This window comes from Microbulbifer variabilis, from assembly GCF_056232115.1.
This window is the reverse complement of the sequence record NZ_CP174325.1, coordinates 2,756,302-2,775,283: the sequence shown is the minus strand read 5'-3', so window position 1 is coordinate 2,775,283 and position 18,982 is coordinate 2,756,302. Positions and strand designations below refer to the sequence as shown.

Here is an 18,982-nt window from a genome sequence, read left to right as displayed (position 1 = left end):
CTCCTCTCTTTAATTTGCATGGTGTGCCTGCATACCAGGCACCGAGCTGTCCGCACTTTCCGTCGACGCATTGGCACGGGACAGGCGCAAGGCGTTAAGAACCACCACCAGCGAACTGGCCGACATACCAATGGCCGCAGCCCAGGGCGGTACCAGGCCGCAAACCGCCAACGGTAGTGCAATGGCGTTGTAACCCAGGGCCCAGGCCAGATTTTGCCGAACTATCTGGCGGCATTTGCGCGCCAGGGAAATTGCCTGGGGAAGCACCTGCAGGTCACCATTCAGCAAGATGGCATCGGCACGGGATTGAGCCAAGTCCGCAGCGGACATCATCGCCACCGAGGCATCCGCTCCCGACAGTACCGGGACATCATTGAGCCCATCGCCAACCATCAGGACCTTCTCTTCACCGGCCTGTAACTGCTGCATATGGGAGAGCTTGTCTTCCGGTGAAGCACCGGCACGGAAGTGGGCAATGGAAGCCTGCGAGGCCAGGCGCTGAACCTCGTTGGACTGATCACCACTCAGTAACTCTACCGACAAGCCCAGTTTTTCCAGCTGATGTATCGCATCCCGAGCTGTCTCACGCAGTTTATCCCCCAAGGCGATCCAGGCGATAGGGCCGTCTCCATCAGCAAGCAGCAACCACTGCCCCTCACCCTGCGGCTGCGCCAGTATTTCAGGTGCAGCGAAATCGGCACGGCCCAGGCGATAATCAACCCCTTCGATCTGCCCCTCCAGGCCGCGACCGGTATGCACCTTCAGCTTGCTCGCTGTAAGGTTGCCGCGCCAAGCGCGAAATGCACGGGCCAAGGGGTGGTGGGTCTGTGATTCCAGGGCTGCAGCTACATCCTTAACCCGCTGTTCGGCCCAGCCATCGCGCATCAATTGAATTTCCAGGATGCGCGGCTCGCCGCGAGTTAGGGTGCCGGTTTTATCGAACACAACGCGACTGATACGCGGCAGTGTTTCCAGAAGGCTGCCACCGGCCACCAGGAGCCCCAGTTCCTGCAATCGCAAAGTCGCTGAGGCCAGCGCCGCCGGTGTCGCCAGGGACAAAGCACAGGGGCATGTCACCACCAATACAGACAGAGCTACCCAGAAAGCCCTGCTCGGATCCAGCTGCCACCAAACTGCAAAGGCCCCCACAGCCGCCAGCAATACAACTCCGACAAAAACACCGGCGACCCGGTCTGCCAGGGCGACCTGGGCCGGCTTATCCAGTTGGGCGCGCTCCACCAGACGCTCGATGGCAGACAGCCTTGTAGACTGGCCGGCTGCGGTCACACGCACAGTCAGGCTGGAGTCACCGTTGACACTGCCTGCATACACAGGACTGCCAACGAGCTTTTGCTGCAGGGCGGATTCGCCACTGAGCAGCGACTCATCCACACCACTCTCCCCTTCCAGCACTTCGCCGTCAGCGGGAATCGTGTCGCCGGGCCGCAACAAAATCCGGTCGCCAGCCACCAATGCGGCCACCGGTACATGAACCACTTCATCGCCTTGATACCTGGCTGCAGTCATCGGCAGCAGCTGGGCCAGGCCGCCACTGGCGAGCCCAGCACGATGACGCGCACGCATCTCAACCGTGCGCCCAAGCAGCAAGAAGAAGGTGAACATGGAGATGGATTCGAAGTACACCTCGCCGGTGCCAAACACCGTAGCGTAGAAACTGGCACCGTAGGCCAGGCCAATAGCGATGGAGACAGGTACATCCATACTCAGGTGACGGGCGCGCAGGCTGCGCAGTGCTGCGCTAAAGAAGGGGCGCGCCGCATAGAACACCACTGGTGTCGCTACCAATAGCGACACCCAACGGAAATAGCGCTCAAACTCACCGACACCATCGCTACCAGCGCCAAAGTACAGGGCGATAGCGAACATCATCACCTGCATGGTACCCAGGCCCGCAACCCCAAGGCGGCGCAGGGCTGCCCGATGTTCGGCCTGGATTACATTTTCCCGGTTGGCAGCGGTGGCCGGAGCCGGGCGATAGCCAATGCGCTCCAACGCCTCAAAAAGCTGGCTCGGTTTAATCTGCTCAGGATCAAACACAATCTGGGCACGCTGGGTACTGGCATTGACTGAGACCTTTCCAACCCCCGCCAAATGTCCCAGGTGCTTTTCAATCAACCACACACAGGCGGCACAGGTAATACCACCGATCAGCAGCGCCGCCATCTTGCTGCCGCCATCCCAGTCGTGAACAAACTGCTGCTGTACTTCGGGGAGATCGTAGGCGGTCCAGCGGTCCCGCGGCTGGGCCTGTTCCGGGCGGTCACTTTGCTTTTCCCGGTAGCGATAGAAGCCATCCAGGCCACCGGAAACAATGGCCGTCGCCACGGCCTCACAGCCGGGGCAACACATATCACGTGCAGCCCCCTCAATAACAACCGAATGGTTGCTACCGGCAGGGACCGGAAGTCCGCAGTGATAACAGGGGGATATCATCGACTGGCAGCGTTCAGGGGCGCCGCCTCACCCAGATCGAAATTAATCTCTCCCTTAAGACGCCACTCTGCGTTTTTGTGGAGCTCAGGATCGAGTTCAGGCATCAGGCGCAGATACCAGCGATTGTTCAAATCCACGGGCACAGAGCCTGAATAGCGCCCAACGGAGAGCTGGGATAACACAATATGCTGATCCAGATCTTCCTCTAGCGGGTGGCTGAGGGTAAGCAACAGCTTCTCGGGATACTCGGTATTACCGTTCAGTTCGACAACCACCCCGCGATCGCCCCGCTGGAACTGGACCATCGCCGCCAATCCCAGGGCTTTGGCCCGCTGGTCCTGCTCAGCAGAAAAATGGTACATACGGCTGTCTTTGTGATAAGTGTCCCTGACCTCATCGTCAGCGTGGCGCACAGCTATAGAAACCGTGATAGAGGACACTACCAGCACTGTAATCAGCGGTGCCAGGACCATCCAGGCCCAGAATTCCCGATACCAGGGTTTCGAGGTTGGTTCATTCATCGCGTTACCAAAAATTACCGTTTTATGCAGAAAAGTCGAGCCCACCTGGGCGGGCCCGTACTTTGCAACGGGAACGGCGTCCCGTCTACTGCTTGGGACCAATAAATACCGTTCGGTGCTTGTCGACCAGCTCAGGGTTATCGACAGCCTCCACTACGATATCGATATCGTGCTTGCTCTCTTTCAACTGTGTCTTGGGCACACTCACCCGAATCGGTACCGGGAAAATCTCCCCCGCCTCCAGGTAGATCGTACGCGGCTTGCGAACCGAATAATCGTAATTCGGGTTGCCCTCCACACGGATAGTGAACTCATGCGCCGCTTGATCCATATTACTGATCTTCACGGTATACACATTCTGCACCAGCCCCTGGGATACTCGGTACATTCGCGCACCGCGATCGCGGGTAATTTCAGTCTCAATCGGGTTGCGTGTAGCCACCTGATGGGAGAACAAGCCAACCATTGCCAACAGGACAATGGCATAACCAAACAGGCGCGGACGCAGGTAATTGGTCTTTCCGGTCTCCAATTCGTCTTCTGAGGTAAAACGAATCAGACCGCGGTCATAACCCATTTTGTCCATGACGCTGTTACAGGCGTCAACACATAGACCACAGTTAATGCATTCATACTGCATGCCATCGCGAATATCGATATCCACAGGACATACCTGCACACACCAGTAGCAGTCGATACAGTCACCCATACCCTCGGCCTTGTAGTCCACGTTCTTTTTGCGTGGACCGCGGGTCTCGCCGCGCTGTGCATCGTAATAGACCGCAAGAGTGTCCTGGTCGTACATCACCGACTGAAAGCGCGCATAGGGGCACATGTACTTGCACACCTGCTCACGCAGGAAGCCCGCATTCATGTAGGTGGCAAAAGTAAAGAAGGCGACCCAAAAGACTCCCTGCGGATGGGCATCAAAGGTCGCGAGGTCTACCACCAGGTCGCGGATACCATAGAAGTAACCAACGAAAGCCAGAGCTGTGGCGAGAGAAATCAGCAGCCAGATAGCGTGGGTGCCACCTTTACGCAGGATTTTTTCCACGTTCCAGGGGGCCTTATCGAGCTTCATCCGCTTGTTGCGGTCTCCCTCACAAACTCGCTCGGCCCACATAAACATCATGGTCCAGACAGTCTGTGGACAGGTAAAACCGCACCAGACCCGCCCCATCCAGGTGGTAACGGCAAACAGGGCAAAGGCAGCAATAATCAGCAACCAGGCTAGCAGGAAGCCATCCTGTGGGCCGAAGGTGGTACCGAGGATATGAAACTGGCGGGTGGGAAGATCGAAGAAGACAGACTGGCGCCCGTCGATATTAATCCAGGGGATAAAGAAGAAAGCCAACAGTAACGGTAGGCCGGTATATTTGCGAATCCGGGTGTAAATACCACGGATATGGCGAATATAAATTTTGTCATCCGATTCGTAGAGCATGCGGTAGCGAACTTCACCGTTACCTTCCTGCTCTTCGCGGGTGGGAATCAAGTCACTCACAAAAACCTCACTCTCGCACGGGCATTATCTGCACGCGGGCACAGTCAGCCACTTATGTATGAGGCTTTTATCTCCGTCCCTGCAGCACCCGGAGTTCCTTCCAAAAAATAAGGCCCAGCATAGCCGGGCCTTATTCGATTACTGCTGTTCCTCGTCCTGTTTGGACAAGTTGTAGACATAGGCCGCTACCAGGCGGATCTTGTCTTCGCGCAGTTTATCTTTCTGCGCGGGCATCATATTGCTACGGCCGCTGCGGATCGTGTGCTGGATTTGCGCACGATCGCTGCCATACAGCCACAGGTCATCGGTCAGGTTTGGCGCACCGAGGAGCTGGTTACCCTTGGCGTCCATACCGTGACAGGCCATACACACGGTATTGAAGACCTTCTGTCCTTCCGCAGCCATAGCCTTGTCATGCTCGAGGCCATTCAGGGAGAGAACATACTCAGTGGCGTTCTTAACACCCTCCTCACCAATCACCGGCCCTTGCGGAGGCATCATGCCCTGACGGCCGTTGTACAGGGTTTCCAGGATTTTCTCCGGGGTACCGCCGTAAAGCCAGGCGTTGTCGGTCAGGTTAGGGAAGCCGAAGTTACCGCCGGCATCCGCACCGTGACATACAGCACAGTTGTTGGCGAAGATACGGGAACCCATTTTCAGTGCCTGCGGGCTCTGGGCGATTTCCTCGATGGGCATATCGAGATAAATGCCAAACTGCTCGTCGAACTTCTCCTGGGCCTTAGCCTGGGAAGCTTCCAGCGCGCCGACAGATGACCAACCACCAAGGCCTTTGAAGTTACCCATGCCCGGGTAGATCACCAGGTATACCGCTGAAAACACCAGCGTGGCGATAAACAGCATGAACCACCACTTGGGCAGAGGGTTGTCGTACTCCTCAATGCCGTCGTACACGTGGCCTGTGGTTTTGTTTTCCGGTTCTGCCTGGTCGTCAACTGCCACTTTTCGGTTGGCGAACAACACCCAGGTAATCAACGCCAGATTGGCGAGGGTGAGTACAATTACCCACACACTCCAGAATGTACTCATTACTTGTCCTGCCCCTGTTTTCGTTCAGTCCCGGACTCTTGCCCGGATTTGGATTCATCCTTCTGAGCGGCCGACTCATCCTTATCGGCCTGTTGCTCTTCATCGGCAAATGGCAAATTGGCATCTTCCTCGAAGCGCTTCTTGCGCTTCGGAGAGAAGGCCCACCAGCAGATAGCCAGAAAGGCGATTGATCCCAAAACCAGTCCGATTTCCCGCAATGTTTCGATAGTCACGAGTTTCCTTCCTCGCTATTAGCGTTTTTGGGTAACCAGGGTACCCAGCTGTTGCAAGTAAGCGACCAGAGCATCGATTTCCTTAACCTTGCCGCCTTCGAAAGGCTTGGAGGCGTTGGCGATGTCCTCATCGGTGTAGGGCACACCGACGAGACGCAGTGCTTCCATCTTGCGCGCGGTGTAATTGCCAGTAACTACATTGTCGAACAACCAAGGGTAGGCCGGCATGATGGACTCGGGTACAACGCTGCGCGGGTTGTACAAGTGAGCGCGCTGCCACTCATCGGAGTAACGGCCGCCTACACGAGCCAGGTCGGGACCGGTACGCTTGGAGCCCCACAGGAAGGGGTGCTCGTACACGGATTCCTCGGCCATGGAGTAGTGTCCATAGCGCTCCACCTCAGCGCGCAACGGGCGCACCATCTGGGTGTGACACACGTGACAGCCTTCGCGGATATAGATATCGCGGCCTTCCAGCTCCAATGCCGTCAGCGGCTTCTGGCCCGGCAGGGGCGTGTAGTTCGCCTTGGTAAAGAACTGCGGAACGATCTCCACCAGAGCGCCGAAGCTAATGGCGATAATGATGAAAAAGATCATCCAGCCAATATTTTTTTCTACGATGTCATGATTCTTCACGGTCTGCTCTCCTATGCCGCCGGTACAGCTCGAACGGTGTTATCGGCTTCGGCATCGTTTACCTTCTCGGTGATCGTACGGTAAACGTTGTAAGCCATCAGCAGCATGCCCAGCAGGAACATGGCTCCGCCCAACCAGCGCACTACATAACCTGGGTGGCTCGCAACCACACTTTCCACAAAGCTATAGGTCAGGGTGCCGTCAGCGTTAAATGCACGCCACATCAGGCCCTGGGTAATACCGTTCACCCACATAGCAGCGATGTACAGTACCGTGCCTACAGTAGCCAGCCAGAAGTGCGCGTTAATCAGCTTGGTGCTGTACATTTCGCGACGCTTCCAGAGCACTGGAACCAGGTGATAGAGAGCACCGATAGAAATCATGGCAACCCAGCCCAATGCACCGGAGTGTACGTGGCCAACAGTCCAGTCGGTGTTGTGGGACAGGGCGTTTACAGTCTTGATGGACATCATCGGGCCTTCGAAGGTGGACATACCGTAGAAGGACAGGGATACCACCAGGAAGCGCAGGGTCGGGTCGGTGCGCAGTTTGTGCCAAGCACCGGACAGGGTCATGATGCCGTTGATCATACCACCCCAGGATGGAGCCAGCAGGATCAGGGACATTACCATCGCCAGGCTCTGGGCCCAGTCAGGCAGCGCTGAGTAGTGCAGGTGGTGGCCACCAGCCCATACGTACAGGGAAATCAGGGCCCAGAAATGCACGATAGAAAGCTGGTAGGAATAAACCGGGCGGCCCGCCTGCTTAGGTACGAAGTAGTACATGATCCCCAGGAAGGCTGCAGTCAGGAAGAACCCTACTGCGTTATGGCCATACCACCACTGGATCATTGCGTCCTTGGTGCCTGAGTAGATAGAGTAAGACTTGAAAGGAGCAACCGGGATCTCCAAATTATTAATAATATGGAGTACAGCAATAGTGACGATATAAGCACCGAAGAACCAGTTCGCCACGTAGATGTGGGAGGTTCTGCGCTTCATGATGGTACCGAAGAACACCAGCGCGTAGGCCACCCAAACCAGGGCGATCAGGATATCAATCGGCCACTCGAGTTCGGCGTATTCTTTAGTGGAAGTGAAGCCCATCGGCAGGGTGATAGCCGCTGCCACGATAACGGCCTGCCATCCCCAGAAAGTAAAGGGAATCAGCCAGCCGCCCCACAGGCGAACCTGACAGGTGCGCTGCACTACATAGTAAGAGGTGGCAAACAGAACACTACCACCAAAGGCGAAAATTACCGCATTGGTGTGTAATGGCCTCAAGCGCCCAAAGTGCGAGAAGGGCTGCCAGAAATCATTGAGTTCTGGCCAGGCCAGCTGGGCCGCGATCAATACGCCCATGCCCATACCAAAAATGCCCCAGACCACGGACATGATGGTGAACTGGCGCACGATATTGTAGTCATAGTCCGGCACAGGGCCGGTCTTTGCCACCGTTGTCGTCATGTTTAAACTTCCGTTGCTTTTTTAAAATCGGTTCCACTGAGCGGGACTGGCCCACCGCATGGTCTGCGGCAGCTATGCGCAAACACAGCTGTCACTTTATTGGCCAGATAAGGATTTAAGCGCACCCCGCACTAGCCAAGGATGATCTAAATCAACTAAATCAATTTTCTTCCCTTACCGGCGGCGATCCGCAGACGCAGGGCGTTGAGCTTAATAAAGCCCTCTGCATCTTTCTGGTCGTAGGCCCCGGCATCGTCTTCGAAGGTAGCGATACGCTCGTCGAAGAGGCTGTCCGCAGAACGGCGGCCCACTGCGCTCACACTACCCTTATAGAGTTTCAGGCGTACTTCACCGTTAACCACCAGCTGGGATTCATCGATCGCAGCCTGCAGCATGCTGCGCTCCGGTGACCACCAGTAGCCGTTATAAATCAGTTCAGCGTAGCGCGGCATCAGGGAATCTTTCATATGAGCCACTTCGCGATCCAGCGTGATGGACTCAATGGCGCGGTGCGCCTTCATCAAAATGGTGCCGCCAGGTGTTTCGTAGCAGCCGCGGGACTTCATTCCCACGTAGCGGTTTTCCACAATATCCAAGCGACCAATGCCGTTGGCTCCGCCCAACTTATTCAGCTTCTCAAGCAAAGTAGCAGGGCTTAAGCGCTCACCGTCGATAGAAACGGGATCACCCTTCTCAAAGCCCAAAGTAATATAGGTCGGCTCTTCTGGTGCAGCTTCGGGGCTGACACTCCAACGCCACATATCTTCCTCGGCTTCCGCCCATGGGTCCTCAAGGTTGCCGCCCTCGTAAGAGATATGCAGCAGGTTGGCATCCATTGAGTAAGGGGATTTCTTTTTGCTGGAGGAGAAATCCACCGGAATTTTATGCTGTTCACAATACTGCATCAGCTTTTCGCGGGAATTTAGGTCCCACTCGCGCCAGGGAGCAATTACCTGGATACCTGGCTTCAACGCATAGGCACCCAGTTCGAAACGCACCTGGTCGTTGCCCTTGCCAGTGGCGCCATGGGAGATAGCATCGGCACCGGTCTCGTTGGCAATCTCGATCAGGCGCTTGGCGATCAGCGGGCGCGCGATGGAGGTGCCGAGCAAATACTCACCTTCGTAAATCGCGTTGGCACGGAACATCGGGAAGACGAAATCGCGCACGTACTCTTCGCGCAGGTCGTCGATATAAATTTCTTTTACACCCAGGGCCTCAGCCTTGGCTCGGGCGGGTTCCACTTCCTCGCCCTGGCCGATATCAGCGGTAAAAGTTACCACCTCACAACCGTAAGTTTCCTGCAGCCAGCGCACAATTACCGACGTATCCAGTCCGCCGGAATATGCCAGTACTACCTTCTCGATTTTGCTCATTGCTATCCTCTGCTGCCGGGAACACGCCGTCACAACATTAGGCACGGCGATATGGATCGCCTCTGCGCGAATTAATGTCGGTCTGGGGGAGTTATTCTTGGAGGTATACCCAGGGTCGGTATTATGGGCACAATAATACCCACACTGTTTATCGGGGCGCGATTGTAGCGCCTCAGCTCGCAATCGACTAGCGCCAAGACACTTGTAGACACAATTGATTAATTTTTAACCCTTTTGTGCATCGCAATTTCACCCCGCATCGGGTAGCATGCGCGCCGCACAACGACTCACTACAGCGTCCAAGACCACGGAGTACCATGACGGAGCAAATCACTCTTCGCGCCCCTGACGACTGGCATATTCACCTGCGCGATGGCGCCGCCCTAGAACGCACAGTAGGCGATGCCGCCCAACAATTTCACCGCGCAATAGTGATGCCCAACCTGGTACCACCAGTTACCAACGCCGATATGGCCCTGGCCTATCGCGAGCGTATCCGCGCGCATATTCCGGCCGGCCGCGCTTTTGAGCCGCTGATGGTTATTTACCTGACCGATAAGACCGATGCCGAAGTAATCCGCCAGGCGCACGCTGCCGGTGTGATCGCAGCAAAACTATACCCTGCCGGAGCAACCACGAATTCCGATTCCGGGGTAACCGACATCGCCAATATTTACCCCGCCCTGGAGGAAATGCAGTCCTGCGGCATGAAGCTGCTGCTGCACGGGGAGGTAACCACCAACGATATCGATATTTTCGATCGCGAGCAGGTATTTATTGAGAAAACCCTGTCGCGCCTGGTGGAAGATTTTCCCACGTTGAAAGTGGTTTTTGAGCACATTACTACTGCGAATGCCGCTGAGTTTGTACAGCATGCCCGCGATGGTGTGGCCGCGACCATTACCGCCCACCACCTGCTGTACAACCGCAACCATATGCTGGTTGGTGGTATTCGCCCGCACTACTACTGCCTGCCAATCCTCAAGCGCGGCGATCACCAGTCAGCTCTGATCGAAGCGGCCACCAGCGGCAGCCCGAAATTTTTCCTCGGCACCGACTCGGCCCCCCACGCTCACCATAAAAAAGAACACGAATGCGGCTGCGCCGGTTGTTACACTGCCTACTCCGCCATAGAGCTGTACGCCGAAGCTTTTGAGCGCGCCGGCAAGCTGGATAAGCTGGAAGGTTTCGCGAGTAATTTCGGGCCCGACTTTTACGGCCTGCCACGCAACCAGGACACCATCACCCTGGTCAAACAACCGTGGACCCTGCCGGAAAGCCTGGATATGGGCGGTGAGAATCTGATACCCCTGAATGCCGGTGAAACCCTGAACTGGAAACTCGTATAATTCCGGTTTGAACTGTTGCGGGCCAATAGCAAGCCCGCTCATGCCCGGGCCCAAGCAGCCCGGCACAATTGAGATTTACAAGGACCCAAAGTGACCCCCGCGGAAGAACCAACAGGACCCAAGAGCCCCCTCGCCCAGCGATTTCGCGGCTTCCTGCCGGTTGTTATCGACCTGGAAACCGGCGGCTTTAACGCGCGTACCGATGCCCTGCTGGAGATTTCGGCGGTTATTCTGGATATGGATGCGGAGGGCAACCTCGTCCCCCATGAGACCCACAGTTTCCACCTGGAACCATTTGAGGGCGCCAACGTAGAGCAGTCGGCCCTGGACTTTATCGGTATCGACCTGGAGTCCCCCGATCGCGATGCCTGGCCTGAAGAAATTGCTCTGCCAGAGCTGTTCCGCAAAATCCGCAGCGCGGTGAAAAAACACAGTTGTACCCGCGCCATCGTGGTTGCTCACAATGCCCATTTCGATCTGGGATTTGTTAACGCCGTCGTTGAGCGGACCGGAATCAAGCGCAACCCATTCCATCCCTTCTCCTGTTTCGATACCGCCAGTCTCGCCGGGCTCGCCTATGGCCAAACGGTTCTGGCCAAAGCCTGCCAGGCCGCAGGTATCGAGTTCGACAATAGCTGCGCCCACTCCGCAGAGTACGATGCGGAGAAAACCGCAACCCTGTTCTGTGGAATCGTAAACAAGTGGCGGGAAATGGGCGGCTGGCCACTGGCTACCGAGGCACCTGCAGAGCAGGAAGTGGAATAGCCCCAGAAATTACCTCTGTGTGACACACCGTGCCGCTGCACCCGGCGGCAAACTGACCGCTATGTGCAGCGCTTAGGCGTTTGGGTGATTTTTTGTTCAAAACAATGTATGATGTCCGGCCAACCCATAAACCGGATAGTTATCGTGGCCAAAAAAGCATCCTCGTCTTCCAGTCGCAAGCAGAGCGCTCCGTTAGAGACCAGCGAGAGCATTGAAGCGCAGGTGCAGGCTTTCCTGGCCAAGGGTGGCGAGATTGAGCAGGTGCCCAAGGGTGTGAGCGGCCAGACCAACACCTCCGGCCCCAAGCACATCACCCTGGGTAAAAAGCCTCGCAGCTAAACCGCTCGTAAATGGCTTCACTAATTAGCCCAATTTAGCCCAACAAAAGGCCCCGACTTCAGCACTTAATTACACTTGATTAATGGTGACTGAGAAACCGGGAGCACAAAAAAGGCCGCTTTAAAGCGGCCTTTTTAATTTAGGGGTTAGCCTGGATCAGGGCATTTCTTCCAGCTCAGCACCCTCTTTCACTGGCGGCATCAGATCTTCTTTGGAGATCTTCAGTCCCATCAGCACGTTTGCTGCTACATACACAGAAGAGTAGGTACCTACAACCACACCGACGATCAACGCCAGGGAGAAGTTGTGGATCAGCTCCCCGCCGAAGAACTGCAGCGCCCACAACACCAGCAAGGTCGTGAACGAGGTCATAAAGGTACGGCCCAGGGTCTGGCTAATGGAGATATTAATAATCTCCTCAGTCTCAGCCTTGCGCACCTTGCGGAAGTTCTCACGAATACGGTCAGATACCACGATGGTATCGTTCAGGGAGTAACCGATCACCGCCAGCACCGCCGCCAGTACAGTGAGGTCGAAGTCCAGCCCCAGCAGGGCAAAGAAGCCCAGCACGATAATCACATCGTGCCCCAATGCCGCTACGGCACCAACGGAGAACTTGTACTGGAAGCGCAGGGCCACGTAGATCATCACCAGGGCCAGAGCCACCAGCATGCCCAAGCCGCCATCATCGCGCAGCTCGGCACCTACTTGAGGGCCCACCATTTCCACACGGCGCAGGGTGACAGTACCATCGCTGCCTGCACGCAGCACTTCTACCACCTTGTCGCCAATCGGTGTAACGGCTTCCTGATCAGTAGCACTGATCTGGGTTTCCTCTTCAGTTACCTCCGGCGGCAGCTTGATCATCAGCTCGGTTTCGGAGCCGTAGTTCACTACCGTAGCGCCGTCATAGCCAGCATTTTCCAGCTGGGTGCGCACATCGTTAATAAACGGCGCAACTTCGTAACCCACTTCAACCTGGGTACCGCCGGTGAAGTCCAGGCCAAACTTCAGGCCCTTGGCCGCCAGTATGCCAATCGATGCCAGTACCAGGATGACAGAAACAACCGCGGCAATCTTGCGCCAGCGCATAAAGTCATAAACGCGCTTGCCCATGTACTCGGTGATCTTACCGTTTTCCACTTTGGTCTCACTCATGGCCAGTCTCCTTAAATCCAGAGTTTCTGTACACGGCGACCGCCGTAGAACAAGTTAATGATTGCACGGGTACCCATAATGGCACTGAACATGGAGGTGAGAATACCGATGGACAGGGTTACCGCGAAGCCCTGAACCGGACCGGAACCAATAGCGTACAGAATAACCGCCACAATCAGGGTGGTGATATTCGCATCCACAATGGTGCTGTAAGCATTATCGAAGCCGGCGGTAATCGCCGATTGCGGAGGCATCCCATTCCTGAGTTCCTCCCGTATTCGCGAGAAAATCAGCACGTTGGCATCCACCGCCATACCCACGGTCAGAACGATACCGGCAATACCCGGCAGCGTCAGGGTAGCGCCGAGAATCGACATCACCGCCACCAGCAGGATCAGGTTGACTGCCAGGGCCAGGTTCGCAGCCAGACCAAATACGCGGTAGGAAATCAGCATACAGATAAGTACCGCCAACAAGCCGTACTCTACCGACTGAATACCCACCTTGATGTTATCGGCACCCAAAGATGGGCCAATCACGCGCTCTTCCACAAAATACATGGGAGCTGCCAGGGCACCGGCGCGCAGCAGCAGGGCCAGTTCCTGAGCCTCTGCGGGGCTGTCCAGGCCGGTAACACGGAACTGCTTGCCGAGGGCACTCTGCACGGTAGCCAGGCTGATAATCTTCTTGTCTTCAGTCCTGATCTGCTCGGTGATCTCGTTGCCCTCCGCATCGATCTTGGTTTGCGGGGTAAAGCGGGTCTCGATAAACAGGGTGCCCATACGGCGGCCCACATTTTTCCAGGTGGCACGGTGCATGAGTTCACCGCCACGGGAGTCGAGGGTGATATTTACCTGGGGGAAGCCGCTCTCGTCATAGCCCACACGAGCGTTGGTAACGCTGTCACCCTTGATAATAATCTTGCGCTCGAGCCAGGCACCGCCGTACATCTGCTGCGTCTGCTCGCTGCGGTACTCGAAGTACTCTTTGTTGGTAACCAGCTCATCGGGGCGGGCTTCCATACGGTACTCGAGGTTGGCGGTCTTACCGATAATACGCTTGGCCTCGGCGGTGTCTTGCACACCGGGCAGCTCTACAACGATACGGTTGCGCCCCTGGCGCTGAACGATCGGCTCTGCCACGCCCAGCTCATTTACCCGGTTGCGCAGGGTGGTCAGGTTCTGGCTAACCGCGTAGTCCTCAAGCTGCTTGATCTCCTGCTCAGACAGGGTGGCACGGATCTCCAGGTTCTCTCCACTGCCGGATTCGCGCAGCTGCAGCTGCGGGAATTCCTTACGCATGGTAGAGAGCGCCAGGTTGCGCAGTTCATCACTGCGGAAACGGGCGACGATTTCGCGATCGTCGATCAGGTCAACACTGCGGTAACGGGCCTTGGCTTCACGCAGTTTGGTTTTCACATCCTGCGCATAGCCTTCCATATTGGTTTTTACGATGGTGTTGGTATCCACTTCCATCAGGAAGTGCACACCGCCAGCCAGGTCGAGGCCCAGTTTCATCGGGCTTGCGCCAATATCGCTCAACCACTGAGGCGTGGTGGAAGCCAGGTTCAGGGCAACCACGTAATCGCTGTGGCCCAGGGCCTCCTGAATCGCGCGCTTGGCCGGCAACTGCTCATCCTGGGACTCGAGGCGAATCAATATCGCCTTATCGCCCACCTCTCCGCCAAAGTGCGCAATCCCCGATTCATCCAGGGCCTTTTGTGCTTTGGTGAGGACATTCTCATCCATCACCATGGCACTGGATTGCCCGGAAATCTGCACCGCAGGGTCCGGCTTATAGAGATTGGGCGCGGCGTAGATAAGGCCAAAGGCCACAACCGCGAGAATCAGAAAGTACTTCCAGATCGGGTAGCGATTCATGCTGTTCTCATTGTTCTAGTGTGACCCCGAGGGCCGGTAAATCTTGGCAATTTGCCTGGATATGCGGGCAGTATACGCAGAATGCAAGGTACACCGCCCCCAATAAAAGTGGGGGCTGATTATACGGGGATCGGATGAACGGACAAATGACAGGGGCACAATCGTGCGATCGACTGTGCCCCAGATAGGATAAAAGTACGGCGCTATCAGGCCTCTAGCGCTGGAACCTCACGGCCCAGACCGCGGTAGAACTCCGCGACATAAGCCTCCAGCTCATTGGCGGCGATCGCATCGCGCAGCTTTTGCATCAGGCGCTGATAGTGGCGCAGATTATGAATTGTATTCAGCTGCGCACCGAGAATTTCACCACAGCGATCCAGGTGATGCAGGTAAGCGCGGGAGAAGTTCTCGCACGTGTAGCAATCGCACTCTTCTTCCAAGGGGCCCGTATCATGGCGATGCTTGGCATTGCGGATCTTCACCACACCTTCAAAGGTAAACAGGTGGCCGTTGCGCGCATTGCGCGTGGGCATGACACAGTCGAACATATCCACACCGCGACGCACCGCTTCAACAATATCTTCCGGCTTGCCCACGCCCATCAGATAGCGCGGCTTGTCTTCCGGCATCTTGTGCGCCAGGTGATCCAATACCTTGATCATCTCCTCTTTCGGCTCACCCACCGACAGGCCGCCAATGGCATAGCCATCGAAACCAATCTCAGTCAGGCCACGCAGGGACACATCGCGCAATTCCGGGTACATACCACCCTGCACAATACCGAACAGCGCAGACGGGCTATCGCCGTGGGCCTTTTTGGAGCGCTCCGCCCAACGCAGGGACAGCTCCATAGACTTGCGCGCTTCATCGGTAGTGGCCGGATAAGGCGTGCACTCATCGAAGATCATCACGATATCCGACCCCAGGTCCCGCTGAACACGCATGGATTCTTCCGGGTCCAGGAATACCGGGCTGCCATCAATGGGTGAACGGAAAGAAACACCCTCTTCCGTTATCTTGCGCAGTTCACCCAGGCTAAATACCTGGAAGCCGCCGGAGTCGGTGAGGATAGGGCCAGACCATTGCGTGAAGTCGTGCAGGTCGCCATGGGCTTTAACCACTTCGGTACCCGGGCGCAGCATCAGATGGAAGGTATTGCCCAGAATAATTTGTGCACCAATGCCCTCGATATCTCTCGGCAACATACCTTTAACAGTGCCGTAAGTACCCACCGGCATAAACGCCGGGGTTTCCACCACACCGCGAGGAAAACGCAAACGGCCACGACGGGCCTTGCCATCAGTGTTATCCACTTCAAACTGCATAAAACATTCGCGGCTCACTGGGTATCTCCTTTCGCTGGTGCGACTTCTTCTTTTTTGGCATTGGGATCGCGGGTAATAAACATGGCGTCGCCGTAACTAAAGAAACGGTAACGCTCCTCAACAGCAGCTTTATATGCGGCCATCGTATGCTGGTACCCCGCGAAGGCACTCACCAGCATCAACAGGGTGGATTCCGGCAGATGGAAGTTGGTGACCAACTTATCCACAACCTGAAATTCATAGCCGGGATAAATAAAGATATCCGTCTCCCCCACCGTGGCCTGCAATTCGCCACCGCGCGCCGCACTTTCCAGTGCCCGCACACTGGTGGTACCCACCGCAATCACGCTGCCATTGCGAGCACGGCAAGCGGCTACGGCATCCACCACTTCCTGGGAAACATCCAGCACTTCGCTGTGCATCTGGTGCTCAAAAATATTATCCACGCGCACCGGCTGGAAAGTCCCGGCACCCACATGCAGGGTAACGAACACAACCTCGACACCTTTATCCCGCAGCGCGCCGATCATTTCATCGTCAAAGTGCAGCCCCGCCGTCGGCGCCGCCACGGCACCCGCGTTGCGGCCGTATACCGTCTGGTAGCGCTCCCGATCGCTGGCATCGTCTTCGCGATCAATATAAGGAGGCAGCGGCATATGGCCGAGGCGATCCAAAATCGCCAGCACGCCCTCTTCTTTTGGGAAGGACAGCTCAAACAGCGCATCCTTCCTGCCAGTAACCTCTATACGGGTACCGTCTTCAAGAACGATGCTGGAACCGGGTTTGGGAGACTTACTGGAGCGCACATGGGCCCAGATATCCGTCTCATTGAGCACCCGCTCCACCAGGATTTCCAGCTTACCGCCGGTTTCCTTCTGCGCGAACAAACGTGCCGGAATCACCCGGGTATCGTTAAAGACTATCAGGTCACCTGCCTGTACCTGGTCGAGAATATCTGGGAACTGCCGATGTGTAATGGCCCCGCTGGGCCCATCCAGACACAAAAGACGGCTGCCGCGGCGCTCTTCAGTAGGCGCGCGGGCGATCAGCTCATCGGGCAGATGAAAGTCAAAGTCCTGACGCTGCATGGAATCCTGGAAATCTAGAAACTATGGAGAGGTCGCGAAGGTTATAGGAAATTTTAGGAGCTGTTAACTGGCGCGACAGAAAATGCCGTAAGTCATTGAAATCACTGGTTGACCCCGGCCAAAGCATTGCTATAATCACGCCCTCTTCGCACCGACCCCAAGGTCGAGCAGCGAAAGTGCCAGAGTGGTGAAATTGGTAGACACAGGGGATTCAAAATCCCCCGCCCTTAAAAGCGTGCCGGTTCGAGTCCGGCCTCTGGTACCATATCTCAAACCCGCGTCAGCCCTAGCTTTCGCGGGTTTTTTATTTCTGAGCTGACAACTTTGTAAAAGATATTTTTGTTGGTTTTAGCGCCAAAGTATCAACGTGAAATCACATTGATACTCTGGTGACGTAAGGAGCCCCTAAGCAGAGACACTCTCTTTTTCTAAGTTGACCGTCCTAATAAGAGGAGATCCAAAAATGAAGTACTTACTTGGCACCATTGCACTACTTTCTAACCTTGTTTATGCAGATGGATGTTTGGTTACCGATGCAAAAGTAACCTCTGTTCTGCGATATCAAGACGGGAATATCATAGTAACCTTTGACAAGGCTACAGACTGCGGTTGTAGCCAAACCAATAGATTGGGGTTTGGAGAAAATGCCGCGGGCATGGATTTTGTTAAGTCCATGATTCTAGTGTCTTACAGCACCCAATCCCCTGTAAACGCATGGGCAACCGATAACAGCTGCTCTATTCATGGCAACACAGCAGTATTAACATCACTGCAACTTATGCCAAAGTAGACGCCTCTGAAATACTGGGAGGTATAGGCTAAGTAGTGCAATCCCCATAAGGCTTGAAATAACTGCTGCCCTCTTACCTATTGGACTTCAAATCTCCCAACTTAACAAAGCAGTTGTGTTAAGAATTTGCAGCCAGGAATAAAACTGCACTTTTTTGGATTTAGCAATTTTTTCTGCCAACTCCTTTGCCACCTCTATGACAATGACTTGTATATTGGGTACGTTCGCGTTTCCTTATTGGACAGGAAACAATCACTCAATATCTTTGAATTACTACCCAACCGTCACCAAATAATAATTTGATCAAATCTAATGCTATCAAACTCTAGTCAAGTAAACATATTTAGGCTTACCGATAAAACCTGATCTCGCTACTCTTCGCCCCCATTATTAGCAATAAACATAATTGGGATTATTTAATGTTCATTCGTTTAATTATTTTATCAGTATTAGCTTAGATGCTTATTCGTCAGGCCATAGTGGTAAAGCAAAAATATCTTTTTTATTTAATGGCAGTTCAAATGGCTTACTTTTAGTTGCTAGGGAAAATGGTTCCTGGGACAATCCAGATAACTGTTCTGCTTCTAATTATTTGATTCTAGAAAAGGAGAATCCTTCTCGTTCAGAATTATATAGTGCATTACTAGCTTCCAAAATGTCTAACAAAGAAATAGATGTATGGGTAAGAGACTGTATTGAATACAATGGAAAAACCTACCCTAAAATCGATGGTATCTATACATACTAATAAAACCATAGAAAATAGGCACATTCCAGCGTGTGCCCATTTCAAGGATACTATTTCATCCCAATACCATCCCAAGGCTAACACACAACCCATCCGCACTGCTCTTGTACCCATTAATTGCCGCCTCTTGGGTTGGCTTCTGCCCATTACCAGGGTGGCGACTAGCGGAAAGTCCTAATTGGGCCGAGCATTGTCAACGGAAAAACCTTGGTGGATCACAGAGGAGTTCAAGTTTCAGGCAAAATATTGATTTATATAGAAGTTGTTTAGTGTTTGGGTAACTCTGATGGCTTCTAAATACAA

At 54.8% G+C, this 18,982-nt stretch carries 17 protein-coding genes and 1 tRNA gene; 6 read left to right on the top strand and 12 right to left on the bottom strand.

The genetic code is table 11. The features are described from left to right. Positions 1 to 9: 9 nt before the first annotated feature. From ACJJI7_RS12250 to ACJJI7_RS12215, 8 genes are all read right to left on the bottom strand, one after another. Positions 10 to 2,454, bottom strand: a complete 2,445-nt coding sequence (locus tag ACJJI7_RS12250; RefSeq protein ID WP_444902051.1) for a heavy metal translocating P-type ATPase — start codon at positions 2,452 to 2,454, stop codon at positions 10 to 12. Continuing rightward, positions 2,451 to 2,975, bottom strand: coding sequence for a FixH family protein (locus ACJJI7_RS12245; RefSeq protein ID WP_020412294.1), 525 nt, complete (start codon positions 2,973 to 2,975; stop codon positions 2,451 to 2,453). The genes ACJJI7_RS12250 and ACJJI7_RS12245 overlap by 4 nt, the downstream gene beginning before the upstream one ends. Before the next feature lie 85 nt (positions 2,976 to 3,060). Then, the gene (ccoG, locus tag ACJJI7_RS12240) at positions 3,061 to 4,479 is read right to left on the bottom strand and encodes a cytochrome c oxidase accessory protein CcoG (protein ID WP_444902052.1); all 1,419 of its coding nucleotides are present in this window, start codon (positions 4,477 to 4,479) and stop codon (positions 3,061 to 3,063) included. Positions 4,480 to 4,617: 138 nt separating this feature from the next. Beyond that, positions 4,618 to 5,526, bottom strand: coding sequence for a cytochrome-c oxidase, cbb3-type subunit III (gene ccoP / locus ACJJI7_RS12235; protein WP_020412292.1), 909 nt, complete (start codon positions 5,524 to 5,526; stop codon positions 4,618 to 4,620). Next, positions 5,526 to 5,759: a CcoQ/FixQ family Cbb3-type cytochrome c oxidase assembly chaperone gene (locus ACJJI7_RS12230; RefSeq protein ID WP_020412291.1), complete on the bottom strand. Its 234-nt coding sequence runs from the start codon at positions 5,757 to 5,759 to the stop codon at positions 5,526 to 5,528. The genes ccoP and ACJJI7_RS12230 overlap by 1 nt, the downstream gene beginning before the upstream one ends. Positions 5,760 to 5,777: 18 nt before the next feature. Further along, positions 5,778 to 6,395, bottom strand: coding sequence for a cytochrome-c oxidase, cbb3-type subunit II (gene ccoO, locus ACJJI7_RS12225; RefSeq protein ID WP_282951378.1), 618 nt, complete (start codon positions 6,393 to 6,395; stop codon positions 5,778 to 5,780). An 11-nt stretch (positions 6,396 to 6,406) separates the two neighbouring features. Next, positions 6,407 to 7,861 (bottom strand): cytochrome-c oxidase, cbb3-type subunit I, encoded by a 1,455-nt coding sequence (ccoN, locus tag ACJJI7_RS12220; RefSeq protein WP_020412289.1) that lies wholly within the window; start codon positions 7,859 to 7,861, stop codon positions 6,407 to 6,409. Positions 7,862 to 8,016: 155 nt separating this feature from the next. Next, positions 8,017 to 9,237 carry an argininosuccinate synthase gene (locus tag ACJJI7_RS12215; protein WP_020412288.1) on the bottom strand — a complete coding sequence of 407 codons (1,221 nt, stop codon included), beginning with the start codon at positions 9,235 to 9,237 and terminating at the stop codon, positions 8,017 to 8,019. Positions 9,238 to 9,554: 317 nt separating this feature from the next. Between ACJJI7_RS12215 and pyrC the strand changes: the two genes are divergently transcribed. The 3 genes from pyrC to ACJJI7_RS12200 all read left to right on the top strand — a co-directional run bounded on the left by pyrC (position 9,555) and on the right by ACJJI7_RS12200 (position 11,690). Beyond that, a complete protein-coding gene (gene pyrC / locus ACJJI7_RS12210) occupies positions 9,555 to 10,586 on the top strand; it encodes a dihydroorotase (protein ID WP_444902053.1) in 1,032 nt (343 codons plus the stop codon). A gap of 90 nt (positions 10,587 to 10,676) precedes the next feature. After that, complete coding sequence (gene rnt / locus ACJJI7_RS12205) at positions 10,677 to 11,351, top strand: ribonuclease T (RefSeq protein WP_020412286.1); 675 nt, start codon at positions 10,677 to 10,679, stop codon at positions 11,349 to 11,351. A gap of 84 nt (positions 11,352 to 11,435) precedes the next feature. Continuing rightward, on the top strand, positions 11,436 to 11,690 hold the full coding sequence (locus ACJJI7_RS12200) for a PFL_1563 family small protein (protein ID WP_425411204.1): 255 nt from the start codon (positions 11,436 to 11,438) through the stop codon (positions 11,688 to 11,690). A 156-nt stretch (positions 11,691 to 11,846) separates the two neighbouring features. On the opposite strand, the gene secF is transcribed toward ACJJI7_RS12200, so the two are convergent. From secF to queA, 4 genes are all read right to left on the bottom strand, one after another. Next, positions 11,847 to 12,848, bottom strand: a complete 1,002-nt coding sequence (gene secF / locus ACJJI7_RS12195) for a protein translocase subunit SecF (RefSeq protein WP_020412284.1) — start codon at positions 12,846 to 12,848, stop codon at positions 11,847 to 11,849. Between the two features lie 11 nt (positions 12,849 to 12,859). Beyond that, positions 12,860 to 14,728, bottom strand: coding sequence for a protein translocase subunit SecD (gene secD, locus ACJJI7_RS12190; RefSeq protein WP_020412283.1), 1,869 nt, complete (start codon positions 14,726 to 14,728; stop codon positions 12,860 to 12,862). Positions 14,729 to 14,934: 206 nt separating this feature from the next. Further along, complete coding sequence (gene tgt, locus ACJJI7_RS12185) at positions 14,935 to 16,053, bottom strand: tRNA guanosine(34) transglycosylase Tgt (protein WP_040628384.1); 1,119 nt, start codon at positions 16,051 to 16,053, stop codon at positions 14,935 to 14,937. Between the two features lie 14 nt (positions 16,054 to 16,067). Then, positions 16,068 to 17,141 (bottom strand): tRNA preQ1(34) S-adenosylmethionine ribosyltransferase-isomerase QueA, encoded by a 1,074-nt coding sequence (gene queA, locus ACJJI7_RS12180; RefSeq protein ID WP_020412281.1) that lies wholly within the window; start codon positions 17,139 to 17,141, stop codon positions 16,068 to 16,070. A gap of 178 nt (positions 17,142 to 17,319) precedes the next feature. Here queA and ACJJI7_RS12175 point away from each other — a divergent pair. From ACJJI7_RS12175 to ACJJI7_RS12165, 3 genes are all read left to right on the top strand, one after another. Then, positions 17,320 to 17,406 (top strand) — tRNA-Leu (locus ACJJI7_RS12175). A gap of 198 nt (positions 17,407 to 17,604) precedes the next feature. Then, positions 17,605 to 17,931, top strand: coding sequence for a hypothetical protein (locus tag ACJJI7_RS12170; protein WP_282951380.1), 327 nt, complete (start codon positions 17,605 to 17,607; stop codon positions 17,929 to 17,931). Positions 17,932 to 18,337: 406 nt separating this feature from the next. Continuing rightward, complete coding sequence (locus ACJJI7_RS12165; RefSeq protein WP_444902054.1) at positions 18,338 to 18,679, top strand: hypothetical protein; 342 nt, start codon at positions 18,338 to 18,340, stop codon at positions 18,677 to 18,679. Positions 18,680 to 18,982 lie beyond the last annotated feature (303 nt).

Coding starts and splice junctions, on each gene's coding strand:
- ACJJI7_RS12250 (WP_444902051.1), bottom strand. CDS start 2,454: ATGATATCCCCCTGTTATCACTGCGGACTTCCGGTCCCTGCCGGTAGC.
- ACJJI7_RS12245 (WP_020412294.1), bottom strand. CDS start 2,975: ATGAATGAACCAACCTCGAAACCCTGGTATCGGGAATTCTGGGCCTGG.
- ccoP (WP_020412292.1), bottom strand. CDS start 5,526: ATGAGTACATTCTGGAGTGTGTGGGTAATTGTACTCACCCTCGCCAAT.
- ccoN (WP_020412289.1), bottom strand. CDS start 7,861: ATGACGACAACGGTGGCAAAGACCGGCCCTGTGCCGGACTATGACTAC.
- ACJJI7_RS12215 (WP_020412288.1), bottom strand. CDS start 9,237: ATGAGCAAAATCGAGAAGGTAGTACTGGCATATTCCGGCGGACTGGAT.
- pyrC (WP_444902053.1), top strand. CDS start 9,555: ATGACGGAGCAAATCACTCTTCGCGCCCCTGACGACTGGCATATTCAC.
- secF (WP_020412284.1), bottom strand. CDS start 12,848: ATGAGTGAGACCAAAGTGGAAAACGGTAAGATCACCGAGTACATGGGC.
- secD (WP_020412283.1), bottom strand. CDS start 14,728: ATGAATCGCTACCCGATCTGGAAGTACTTTCTGATTCTCGCGGTTGTG.
- tgt (WP_040628384.1), bottom strand. CDS start 16,053: ATGCAGTTTGAAGTGGATAACACTGATGGCAAGGCCCGTCGTGGCCGT.
- queA (WP_020412281.1), bottom strand. CDS start 17,141: ATGCAGCGTCAGGACTTTGACTTTCATCTGCCCGATGAGCTGATCGCC.
- ACJJI7_RS12170 (WP_282951380.1), top strand. CDS start 17,605: ATGAAGTACTTACTTGGCACCATTGCACTACTTTCTAACCTTGTTTAT.